This window comes from Kaistella sp., from assembly GCF_032060305.1.
In the GTDB taxonomy this organism is placed as follows: Bacteria; Bacteroidota; Bacteroidia; order Flavobacteriales; family Weeksellaceae; genus Kaistella; species Kaistella yananensis.
Genome location: NZ_DAMBHK010000023.1, coordinates 14,194 through 25,093 on the forward strand (window position 1 = coordinate 14,194; position 10,900 = coordinate 25,093).

The window sequence follows — 10,900 nt, forward strand, 5'->3', positions numbered from 1 at the left end:
CGCATCGAAGTTTTCAGGCAGTTTCTCCCGGATGCTTTCCGCTAAACAGTCGATGTAAATTTCGCGGTTGTAGAATGGCTGTACATAATTGATTTTCACCTCAGGAAAGAATTTTTTGCGCACTTCCTCGGCTTTGTCAATCACCGTTTCTGTTGTGCTCATCGCATATTGCGGATAAAGCGGAAACAGCACAATTTCGGTAACGCCCTGTTCGGTAAGTTTACGGATTCCGTTTTCGATGCTGGGTTCAGCGTATCGCATCCCGATTTCTACGGGCACGTCGACCAGTTTCTGTAATTTCGTCTGAATCTGTTTGGTGATAACAATCAAAGGCGAACCTTCGGGAGTCCACACGGTTTTATAGGCCGCTGCAGATTTCGGCGGACGGGTATTCAGAATGATGCCCTGTACCAGAAGCGACCGGAAAAACCATCGGTAATCGATCACTTTTTCATCCATTAAAAACTCGTCGAGATATTCTTTAACGTCTTTTACATCTGTTGATTTCGGAGACCCGAGATTGACTAATAAAATTCCTTTTTTTGACAACATATTTATTTTTTTGACCACAAAAGTCACAAAAGTTAATGGTAAAGATACTATGAAACTGTAATAAAGAAAAAATAAATTACAGCAGCTGTCCGTAATATTTATTTACTAAGGTCTCCTGTCCTTCATGATATATATTGCTAACATTAAAATTGATCAAAATTCCTTTGGGAACTTTTAAAAGTCCCATGTAATTCAAAAGTTTTGCACGGTGGATGTCATCAAAACTTTTCACTGATTTAATTTCCAATACCATAATGTCTTCAATCAAAAAATCGCACCGAAAGGCACAATCCAAACTTTTCCCCTTGTATAAAACTTCAATGGGAAATTCAGCAACAAACTTTATTTCTCTTAAATTAAACTCTTCTTTTAAAGCTTTGTGATAAACACTTTCCAAAAGTCCGGGACCAAGAATTTTATGAACTTCAATACAAGCTCCAGTAATTCTGTAAGTTAAATCTGTAAGATAGGATTGCGTAATCATTTCTTATGTAAACTTTTAAAGGCAGTAACTGGCTTAACTCTTTTGTGACTTTTGTGGCTAATTTTTAAAATTATCCGTTTACAGCTTCTACATTCTGCACCAAATCCGGAACAAACTGTTTCAGGAGGTTTTCGATGCCGCCTTTTAGGGTCGCTGTAGAACTTGGGCAGCCCGAGCATGCGCCCTGAAGCAGCATTTTTGCAGTCTTGGTATCTTCGTCATATCCGATGAGCGAAATTTTTCCGCCATCGCCTTCAACGGCAGGCGCAACGTATTCATTTAAAATATCCGAAATTTTCTGCTCGCTTTCGGTGTAATCCCTGTTGATGATGCTTTCTACCGGGCTTGAATGTTTCTGAGGCTCGATATTCGAAATTTTTCCACCGTTTTCCAGATATTCTGTAATGAACGCGCGCACCGGAACCATCACTTCATGCCATTCCACAGAAACATTTTTGGTGACGGCCACGAAATTATCGGAAATAAAAACTTCTTTGGCGAATTCAAATTCATCAAAAATAGCCTTTGCCAAAGGTATTTCTGCGGCTTCTTCTCTCGATTTTACCTCTATAAAACCCTCAAGCAGCGGTTTTCCTGAAACGAATTTCATTGCCATTGGATTCGGAGTCATTTCCGCGAAAACCGGATTGGCTTCTTTGGATTTCTGTCTGTAAATCCTTGGGTTTGCAAGAAGCTGATCTTCAATGATATTTTTTAAACTGTCGGTCACAAATTCCCATTCTACCGTATCCTGTTTGGCGACTGCAATAAAATTGGCGGTTATAAAAATCCTTTCGATAAAAGGATAATTGAAAAGTTCCTGTGCCAAAGGAATTTCAGAAAGATCTGAGGTTCGGTCGAGCTCCAGCGATCCGGGAATCAGGTTATAATCGGCGACAAACTTCATCACTTTTGGATTTTCGGTAGGCTCTATAAGTATTGATCTCATTTTATTTCGTTAATTTTGGATGACAAAAATACGGATTATAAACCGGCTTTGGGAATCTGAAATTAAGATATTATCAATCCGGGGAAAATCAATTATCAATAACGCTAGCGCAGGAAAGAAAATGGCATTAATTAAAGAACTTTTAGGAAAGACCCCACAAATTGGCGAGAATACATTTCTCGCGGAGACCGCAACCGTAATTGGCGACGTAACGATGGGCAGAGACTGCAGTATTTGGTATAACGCAGTAATACGCGGCGATGTGCATTTTATAAAAATGGGCGACAAAGTGAATGTTCAGGATAATGCAATGCTGCACTGCACTTTCGAGAAATTCCCTCTCATCATCGGGAATAACGTTTCTATTGGTCATAACGCAATTGTTCACGGCTGCACGATTAAGGATAATGTACTGATTGGCATGGGCGCCATTGTGATGGATAACTGCCTCGTTGAAAGTAATTCTATTGTCGGGGCAGGTTCTGTAGTCACTCAGGGTACCCATATAAAATCGGGTGAAGTATGGGGCGGCATTCCGGCGAGAAAAATCAAGGATATTTCATCGGAACTGCTGGAAGGGGAAGTAAACCGTATTGCCAACAACTACGTAAAATATTCTGGCTGGTATAAGGATTAAAAGGTTGGATTCTTTGTTCTTGTACTCTTGATTTATGTTGTAATTCCACGATCTATTTTATTTGGAATTTATTACAGGTAGAGAAACAGCAGAGCCAGAAATTATCTGATTGTCATTTGCCTGTTGCTTATCATCTTCTACCTTTTTTGGATGCGGAAAACCTGGATGAATTTTGTGCATCTGCATTGATTCATTTATATATTTTGCGTGTGTTCTGAAATGTGATTAAAATATCGGCGTGATTTTCAGATCTTACTACGGCGTTCCAGAAAAGTAGGAACGAATTTTGAAGACAGATAAAAAATATTCATCCAAATCACCTCCGAAACGGGCTCTCATGAAGGGTGAATGTTTTTGATTTTAAAATTCGTTATGAAATACTTAAAATTTACCTGGCAGCTTCTGAAAGAAACCTTTACGGAATGGAATAGCGGCAATGCATCACGCGATTCGGCAAGTCTTGCCTATTACGCGATTTTTTCGCTGCCCGGATTGCTCATTATTGTCATCTGGATTGCCGGAATCTTTTTCGGTAATGAAGCCGTGCAGGGACAGATTACGGCGCAGGCAAGCGGAATTGCCGGCAAAGAAATTGCCGAAAGTCTGCAGACCATGATTGCCAGTGCCGTGTGGGACAACCAGAATGTCTTGATGAAAATCTTCGGAATTCTGACGCTTATTTTTGGGGCAACCACGTTGTTTTTTCAGATGCAGCACAGTCTAAATACGCTGTGGGATGTGGAAGCGGCTCCTAAAAAAGCCTTTCAGAAATATGTACTCGACCGTGCCAACTCGCTGGGGATGATTCTCATTATCGCTTTTTTGCTGTTAACCAGCCTTATTTTATCATCGATGCTTGGATTGGCCAATGAATGGATTACACGACATTTTGGCCTCGAAACCTTTTTAATGGTTCAGGTTCTCAACTTTGTTTTAAGTTTTGCCGTGATTGTTGTGCTTTTTGCGCTGATGTTTAAGGTATTGCCCGATGTTGAAATTTCCTGGCGGTCGGTCTGGATGGGCGCTTTCGTCACTGCGTTGCTTTTTAATATCGGAAAATTCCTTCTCGGTTTTTATTTTGAAATTTCGAAACCTACATCAATTTTTGGAGCCGCAGGAACAATTATTCTCCTTATGATGTGGGTGAATTACTCGTGCCAACTGGTGTTCTTCGGTGCTGAATTTACCAAAGTGTATGCAAACAAAATGAACCACAATATCAGGCCTTCAAGACATGCAAAATGGAGCGCCGCCAAATTACTGAAAGACGCCATGCATAAAACCGACAGCAACCAGAGCGTTGGCTGATTACTGGATTGCCGTAACTCCGGAATCTCTCACCAAAACCGCCTTTCCGTTTTCGCATCTTATTTCAGAAGGAGGCATTACCATCGCACAGTCCGACATTAAATTGTATTTTTTATTGAAAGCCGACTGCATCTGGGTGAAATGTTCAATTTTTGGGAGAATCTGCGCTTCAAGTTTTGTGGGATAAGCAATATACGAACTCGGACCGCCACAGGGTTTCGCTCCGATGGCTGAAAATTTCCAATCAGCAGGATTGGTGCACGGTTCCAACGCAATAAAGGCATCGATTTCTCTCATTAGGGAAGTTAATTGCTGTCGATCTTCCTGCTGGGCCATATTGTTTTCAGGTTTCAGCGAGATGTCTTTGGGAAGGGTATCGGTGTTTTCTGCAGATTTTTTTGTTTTGCAGGAAATGAGTGAAAGTAAAGCGATGCCGATGATGAATATGTTTTTCATTTTCATAATTTATAATGCTAAAGCAAAAATATTGCCTTTTCCCGAGACTACACAGCTTTGAACTCTAAAATACAGAACTTATTTAATCCGTCTGGTTTGTGGAAAGATTAATGATTTTCTTTAAATTTGGATGATGAATGAATCTCTCTTCAATTTGGCAGAACATACCAGCCGCAGTATTTTTCTTACCGGAAAAGCGGGAACGGGAAAAACCACTTTTCTGAACGATTTTGTGAGCAAAACCCGCAAGAAGCATATCGTGGTTGCGCCTACCGGAATTGCTGCAATTAATGCCGGCGGGGTTACAATTCATTCGATGTTCGGACTGCCGCTGCGTACTTTTCTTCCGACCACAGAGAGGGTCGACAGTAGTCTGGCCAACAATATTGCCGATCTCATGCATCATTTCAAATACCGCAAAGACAAACTGAAACTGCTGCGCGAAATTGAAATGATTATCATTGATGAGGTTTCCATGCTTCGGGCAGATGTGCTCGATATGATGGATTTTTCGCTGAGACATGTGCGCCGGAACCAGCAGAAATTTGGTGGTGTGCAGATGCTTTTTATCGGCGATCTTTATCAGTTACCGCCGGTGGTACGCGACGAATATGTTCTGAAACAGTATTACAGTTCACCGTTTTTCTTCGACAGCTATGCGTTGAAGGAACTTCCGCTCATCACGCTTGAACTTACCACCGTTTACCGCCAGAAAGATGAGAAATTCCTCGAAATCCTGAACGAAATCCGAGACGGAGAAGTGGGCGACATCGATTTCGAGACGCTTAACGAAAGATATCTGCCGGATTTCGAACCCAAAGATGAACCTTACGTTTATCTCACTTCGCATAACCGGATGGCCGATGAAATCAATCAGAAAAAATTGGCAGCACTTCCGGGGAAAGCACGTTTTTATGATGCGGAAATCATCGGAAATTTTAATGAAAACCAATTTCCGAATGACGAAATCCTGGAGCTGAAAGTCGGTGCGCAGATTATGTTCATCCGAAACGATGCCAGCGGCGAAAAAAGATATTTCAACGGTAAACTTGCAGAAGTGGTTGAAGTTGACGAAAAGGAAATCAGCGTCATCATCGACGGTGAAGACGAAATTTATAAACTCAAGAAAGAAACCTGGGAGCAGAAACGCTATTCATTGGGTGAAGACAAAAGCATTCAGGAAGAGGTGCTGGGAAGTTTCAAACAGTATCCCATCCGTCTGGCCTGGGCGGTTACGATCCATAAATCTCAGGGCCTTACTTTCGACCGCCTTATCATCGATGCCGGAAAATCTTTTGCTTCCGGCCAGGTATATGTCGCACTTTCCCGCTGCCGGACTTTGGAAGGAATCGTCCTGAAATCTAAAATTACTCCTGATGTTATTATTTCCGACCGTAGGGTTTCGAAATTTCAGGATGAAACGAATGCCAATAATCGCATCGAAGAAATTCTGAATACTGAAAAATACGATTACAGCATCCATAAAATCATAAGCAGGATCGACTGTACATGGATTCTTCCGGCGTTGCAGCTATGGCATAATTCGGCGAATCACAGCAAAATGCTGGATAAAGAGAAAGTGAAATTTCTTTATCACGGCATCAAACCCGAAACCGAAAAATTTGCGTCAGTCTGCGAAAAATTCGAAAAAATCATTCAGCAGAAAACGCGCAAATTCATCAGTGGCGAAGAGGAATGGAGTGAGATTGAAGCCAAGGCAAAAGGGGCGGTGAATTTCTTTTTTACGAATGTAAATGCGAAGATTTTCTGTCCGCTGAAAGAATTTTATGCCGAAAGTAAAGGCGTGAAAGGGCTGAAACAGTATAACGAAGACTTCCGGGTTTTTCTGGATGATCTGGAAGATTATCTGAACGGTTTAAAAGACCTTCATTTGCTGGAAACGCAGCTTTTCGATCCCGAGAATGATGTGAAAGTAACGACTAAAATTGCGAAAATTCCGTCGCACATTCTTACGTTCCAGCTTTTTGAGGAAGGCAAAACCATCCCCGAAATCGCAAGAGACCGCGGGTTGGTGACCGAAACCATTTACGGACATCTCGCCAAATTCGCAGATCAGGGATTGCTCGATCTTACGAGGATTTTCGATAAAGAGAAGATAAAAACCTTCGAAAAAGAATTCAAAAAAAACAGCAGCGCCCAAACCTTATCCGACTGGAAGAAAATCCTGCCAAATGATTTTGAATTCAACGAAATCCGGATTCTGATGAACCATTACAATTTCAGGAAAAATTCTTAACCTAACTTTAACCTTTCTTCCTGTTCTGGAATTTCTTAATCAGCGTGTAAAAAACGAGAAATCCCAAGACAAAAACAGAAATTCTTGACAGCAAGTCGCCGGCTCTGCTGTAAAAAGTCATGCCGTCATAAAGATTAATTTTGGCGAAGAGCGTCGTTTTGTCGCCGTACAGCGTATCAGCCAGTACATCTCCTCTGGCATTAATGTGGGCAGAAATTCCACTGTTTGCGGAACGGGCGATTTCGCGGCGGGTTTCAATCGCGCGCAGTCTCGCATACGCCATGAGCTGCTGGTGGCCCTGGGTAACGCCCCACCAGGAATCGTTGGTCATGATGGCCAGAAAGTTGGCGCCTTTTTTTACATAATCCGTTACGAATTCGCCATAAATACTTTCATAACAGATGATTGGAGCCAGTTTTCCGGGATTGTAAGGGTTGGTGAATGCGATTCTTTCTTTATCGATTCCTAAGGAAGCCGTGGTGCCGCCAAGATTCAGCATGGCATCGCCTAAAAGCGGTTTCAGTACGTTGATGTACGGGAAAATCTCGACGCCGGGAACCAGTTTCCCTTTGTGGTAAACCTCTACTTTCTGATTCGGAATAATCTGAACGGCAGAATTATAGCTGTCAACATACATACCCTGTGAAGTCTGGTAAGCTGTTTCAGACTTTTCATTTTCATCCGCGTAAAAACGGTGGGAAGAAATCCCTGTTGCGAAAACCGATTTCGGATGTTTGGCGAGAAAACCTTTTACCGTATTCAAAAGCATGCTCTGCTCAAAACCGTTTTCGGAAATCGAACCGAAACCGGGAATTGAGGTTTCCGGACCGATATAATAATCGATCTGTCCTTTGGAATTTGTTTCCGCCAGCGTGAGTAAATCATTCAGAATGGTTAAACTGTCTTTCGAATATTTTTCGGTGTAAGGATCCAGTTCGGGCTGCAGCATGAGTACATTAACGGACCCGATTGGTTTTTCTTCGAAATTATTATATTTCACCAGAGAGATCAGCATCGGAACGGCAATAGCCATCACCAAAACCGAAGAATTGATGATTAAAGATTTTCTTTTGCGGCCGGCTTCCCAGATTCTTAGCGTATAGAATGCATACACATTGATGAGTAAAATCCAGAAACTTCCGCCCGTAGCGCCCAGTGTATCGTACCACTGAATGATTTTCGGGTAATCTGCGAACACATTGCCCAAATTCAGCCACGGCCAGGTCAGTTCCCAGCTGAGGTGAAATTTCTCGAAACACATCCAGATGGCGACAAAAAAAGTAAGCCCCCAATAGGTGCCCTGCGCATTTTTGTACCAGTGATAGAGCTGAAAAATAAAGGAGTAGAACAGCGAATTGAGGATGACAGGAACAGCGACTGCAAAAAGAGAGTGGGTTCCGTCTGGATTCTTCGACCCGTAGAGCCAGCCTGTGGTTACGATGTTCCAGATCAGAAAGCAGATATAGGAAAGTCCGAAAACAAGACTGCCTTTGTTTTTGATTCCCGAAAATTTCGAAATGTCGTGTTCCATCATCAGCAGAGGAACGAGGGCGACAAAGATGAAGAACGGGATTCCGTAGGTGGGCCAGGAAATGCTGAGGAGCATGGCAGAGATTAATGAAAGTACAATATATTTCATTGAATGTTGTCTTTATTTAAGATGGTACGGGCCTGAAAAATTTTGTGGCCGCACAAATTTACTGAAAATATTTTGGGATCAAGGCTGCAGGAACTTCCGCCGATCTGATAAAGGTCGCAGATTTTAAGGATTTATGTTTTGGCTAAAGCCCACACGTTGGGACAAAAGATAAGCGGGCTGAAGCCCGCTGCTATTTATGTTTTCTTAAATCTGATTTAATTCCCCTTAGAATTTCTTTTCAAAATACACCGATACACCGTCCATTTCGCCCTGCATTGGCGGATTTGTTTTCGTCATTTTTACTGAAAGAAAGCTGATCTGCGGGAAGGTGTCTTTAATTTTCCGCATGATCCTGCCACAGACATGTTCCATCAGCTGCGACGGAATTTTCATTTCCTCATGAATCAGCGCATTGATTTCTGCATAGTTGATGGTGTCGTGCAGATCATCAGTTTCCGTCGCTTTCCATACATCAGCGTGAATTTCAACATTCAGGATGAAATAGGTTCCGATAATGGTTTCTTCGGGAAGCACACCGTGATAGGCGTAGATTTTCAGGTGGTCGAAAATGATTTTAGAGGTCATCGTTTTTATGCGGAAGCGCTGTTAGGGTTTTAAGCCCTACAGCAAGGTTAATTAATTATTTAATCGTCTTGCTCAGTTCAAGCATGGCTTCAATCGGCTTCAGCGCTTTTAACCGGAGTTCTTCATCAATGATGATTTCCGGAAGTTCGTATTTCATGCAGAGGTACAGTTTTTCCATCGTGTTTCTCTTCATGTAAAAACATTCCGAACAGTTGCAGCTTTCATCAAAAACCAAAGCCGGAATCAGTTCCTTGTGTGGTGCGCGTTTTTTCATTTCGTGAAGAATGCCTTCTTCTGTGGCCACGATGAATCTCTGGCAGTCATCTTTTTCCACGTAATTGAGTAATGCTGAGGTGGAGCCTACGAAATGCGCCAAATCGAGCACCGCAGATTCGCTTTCAGGATGCGCAATCAGTTTGGCATCGGGATGTTCTGCCAACTGTTTTGCGATTCTTTCCATGGAGAAGGCTTCGTGTACGATGCAGCTTCCGTCCCACAGAATCATTTCCCGGCCGGTTTTTTTTGCTAAATAAGCACCAAGGTTTTTATCGGGTGCGAAGATGATCGGGCGGTCTTCGGGCAGTGATTTAATAATGGTTTCTGCATTGGAGCTGGTCACGATGATGTCGGATTCTGCTTTTGTTTCCGCGTTACAGTTGATATAGGTGGCGATAAGCGCATTGGGATGTTTTGCGCGCATGGCCCGGAGACCTTCACCGCTGCAGCCGTCGGCCAGTGAGCAGCCCGCCTGGGTATCCGGAAGGACTACTTTTTTTGTAGGATTCAGGATTTTGGCAGCTTCGGCCATGAAATGTACTCCACAGAACGCGATCATGTCGGCATCGGTTTCCTTTGCCTGACGTGCCAACTGAAGGGAATCTCCCAAGAAATCTGCGATATCCTGAATGGCTGGCGGCTGGTAATAATGTGCAAGGATTACTGCATTTTTTTCCTTTTTAAGATCCAGAATGGCCTGTACCAGTTCTTCGCCCTGAGGAATTACAAGATCATCTATTTTTAAGAATCCCCTTACCGGAAGATTCGATTTTGCTTTATCTAAATTTGCTGTACTCATGATTAAAAATATTTAGGATTCGGATGTATAAATTTATAATTAAATTCTTTAATGAAAAGATCCGGCGGGATGATTCGGTCGCCGTCTTCATTTATACTGGATTTGCCTGCTTCTTGATCACCGTTTAATACCTCAAGAACCGTAGGATGTTCTGGTGCAACGATATTATAAATTTTATTGTGATGGTCTGCAGAGAGCAAAAGTTCTACCATTGCTGAAATATCTCCGTAATGGATGTAATTTACTTTTTTTTCGGGCTCAGGCGGTTGTCTGTCTGCATAAAAATTCTTCAGGGATCTTTCGTCACCCATCAAACCACCCAAACGCAGAATAATGGTTTCAGGATATTTGGTTTTAACCAATTGCTCTGAAGCCAGAAGATCTCCGCGAAGATTTTCACGATGTTCTTCGGTAAAGATTCCGTTTTGCTGTGGATAAATTCCGGTAGAGCTGAAAAACAGGGATTTTCTGAACTGAGTTCCCAATTTTTTAAAACCTTTAAACCAGGAATGGCGGGAAACAGGCATGCTGAAAATAGCAACTTCGGCAGCATTCAGGAAATCTGCGTCAAAATCTTTACTGAAATCGAGCACATGAACTTCTGCCGCAACTTCCTTCAACTCCTCAACTTTTTCAGGAGAAGTAGTCGTCACGATGACGTGATGATTCCGGCTGGTAAGATGTTTCGCCAACCTTTTGCCTAACCATCCGCAGCCGATAATGGCAATTTTCATGAATGAAGGAATTTTTTCAGGATATTTTCTGTTGTATTTTTCGCTTCATCAAGATCATTATTGACGATGATTGCATCGAACTGGTCTTTATACGTCATTTCTTCAGAAGCTTTCGCGACTCTGGTTTTGATGGTTTCCGGATCATCGGTGGCGCGCGAAACCAGTCTTCGCTCCAGCTCTTCAACAGACGGAGGCATAATGAAAACCGAGAGGGCTTTGTCGCC

The 10,900-nt window shown here is 42.4% G+C and carries 11 protein-coding genes and 1 pseudogene; 3 read left to right on the top strand and 9 right to left on the bottom strand.

Going from position 1 to position 10,900, the window contains the following annotated elements:
* The 3 genes from hemH to V5N63_RS05000 all read right to left on the bottom strand — a co-directional run.
* On the bottom strand, positions 1 to 549 hold a 549-nt coding region (gene hemH, locus V5N63_RS04990; protein WP_332033075.1), incomplete at its 3' end, for a ferrochelatase.
* Positions 550 to 628: 79 nt separating this feature from the next.
* Entirely contained in the window at positions 629 to 1,036 is a 408-nt protein-coding gene (locus tag V5N63_RS04995; protein ID WP_332025338.1) for a GxxExxY protein, read from the bottom strand.
* A 70-nt stretch (positions 1,037 to 1,106) separates the two neighbouring features.
* A complete protein-coding gene (locus V5N63_RS05000) occupies positions 1,107 to 1,985 on the bottom strand; it encodes a NifU family protein (RefSeq protein ID WP_332033061.1) in 879 nt (292 codons plus the stop codon).
* Between the two features lie 121 nt (positions 1,986 to 2,106).
* Between V5N63_RS05000 and V5N63_RS05005 the strand changes: the two genes are divergently transcribed.
* A complete protein-coding gene (locus tag V5N63_RS05005; protein ID WP_332033062.1) occupies positions 2,107 to 2,622 on the top strand; it encodes a gamma carbonic anhydrase family protein in 516 nt (171 codons plus the stop codon).
* 372 nt (positions 2,623 to 2,994) lie between these two features.
* On the top strand, positions 2,995 to 3,930 hold the full coding sequence (locus V5N63_RS05010) for a YihY/virulence factor BrkB family protein (protein WP_332033063.1): 936 nt from the start codon (positions 2,995 to 2,997) through the stop codon (positions 3,928 to 3,930).
* Here the strand turns inward: V5N63_RS05010 and V5N63_RS05015 are convergent, their stop codons facing one another.
* Positions 3,931 to 4,386 (bottom strand): hypothetical protein, encoded by a 456-nt coding sequence (locus tag V5N63_RS05015; protein WP_332033064.1) that lies wholly within the window; start codon positions 4,384 to 4,386, stop codon positions 3,931 to 3,933.
* Between the two features lie 133 nt (positions 4,387 to 4,519).
* Between V5N63_RS05015 and V5N63_RS05020 the strand changes: the two genes are divergently transcribed.
* Positions 4,520 to 6,643, top strand: a complete 2,124-nt coding sequence (locus V5N63_RS05020) for a helix-turn-helix domain-containing protein (protein ID WP_332029684.1) — start codon at positions 4,520 to 4,522, stop codon at positions 6,641 to 6,643.
* A gap of 7 nt (positions 6,644 to 6,650) precedes the next feature.
* Here V5N63_RS05020 and lnt read toward each other — a convergent pair whose 3' ends face one another.
* From lnt to V5N63_RS05045, 5 genes and pseudogenes are all read right to left on the bottom strand, one after another.
* Entirely contained in the window at positions 6,651 to 8,282 is a 1,632-nt protein-coding gene (lnt, locus tag V5N63_RS05025) for an apolipoprotein N-acyltransferase (protein WP_332033065.1), read from the bottom strand.
* Positions 8,283 to 8,507: 225 nt separating this feature from the next.
* On the bottom strand, positions 8,508 to 8,867 hold the full coding sequence (gene folB / locus V5N63_RS05030; protein WP_332033066.1) for a dihydroneopterin aldolase: 360 nt from the start codon (positions 8,865 to 8,867) through the stop codon (positions 8,508 to 8,510).
* A gap of 55 nt (positions 8,868 to 8,922) precedes the next feature.
* Entirely contained in the window at positions 8,923 to 9,942 is a 1,020-nt protein-coding gene (gene nadA / locus V5N63_RS05035) for a quinolinate synthase NadA (RefSeq protein WP_332033067.1), read from the bottom strand.
* A 2-nt stretch (positions 9,943 to 9,944) separates the two neighbouring features.
* Complete coding sequence (locus V5N63_RS05040; protein WP_332033068.1) at positions 9,945 to 10,676, bottom strand: NAD(P)-binding domain-containing protein; 732 nt, start codon at positions 10,674 to 10,676, stop codon at positions 9,945 to 9,947.
* Positions 10,673 to 10,900: pseudogene (locus V5N63_RS05045) on the bottom strand (guanylate kinase); the annotation flags it as partial. The pseudogene V5N63_RS05045 and the gene V5N63_RS05040, both read right to left, overlap by 4 nt.

What these genes read in the sequence shown, in the direction of transcription:
- folB (WP_332033066.1), bottom strand. Translation starts at nt 8,867, where the DNA reads ATGACCTCTAAAATCATTTTCGACCACCTGAAAATCTACGCCTATCAC.
- lnt (WP_332033065.1), bottom strand. Translation starts at nt 8,282, where the DNA reads ATGAAATATATTGTACTTTCATTAATCTCTGCCATGCTCCTCAGCATT.
- V5N63_RS05040 (WP_332033068.1), bottom strand. Translation starts at nt 10,676, where the DNA reads ATGAAAATTGCCATTATCGGCTGCGGATGGTTAGGCAAAAGGTTGGCG.
- V5N63_RS05020 (WP_332029684.1), top strand. Translation starts at nt 4,520, where the DNA reads ATGAATGAATCTCTCTTCAATTTGGCAGAACATACCAGCCGCAGTATT.
- V5N63_RS05015 (WP_332033064.1), bottom strand. Translation starts at nt 4,386, where the DNA reads ATGAAAAACATATTCATCATCGGCATCGCTTTACTTTCACTCATTTCC.
- V5N63_RS05010 (WP_332033063.1), top strand. Translation starts at nt 2,995, where the DNA reads ATGAAATACTTAAAATTTACCTGGCAGCTTCTGAAAGAAACCTTTACG.
- V5N63_RS05005 (WP_332033062.1), top strand. Translation starts at nt 2,107, where the DNA reads ATGGCATTAATTAAAGAACTTTTAGGAAAGACCCCACAAATTGGCGAG.
- V5N63_RS04995 (WP_332025338.1), bottom strand. Translation starts at nt 1,036, where the DNA reads ATGATTACGCAATCCTATCTTACAGATTTAACTTACAGAATTACTGGA.
- V5N63_RS05000 (WP_332033061.1), bottom strand. Translation starts at nt 1,985, where the DNA reads ATGAGATCAATACTTATAGAGCCTACCGAAAATCCAAAAGTGATGAAG.
- nadA (WP_332033067.1), bottom strand. Translation starts at nt 9,942, where the DNA reads ATGAGTACAGCAAATTTAGATAAAGCAAAATCGAATCTTCCGGTAAGG.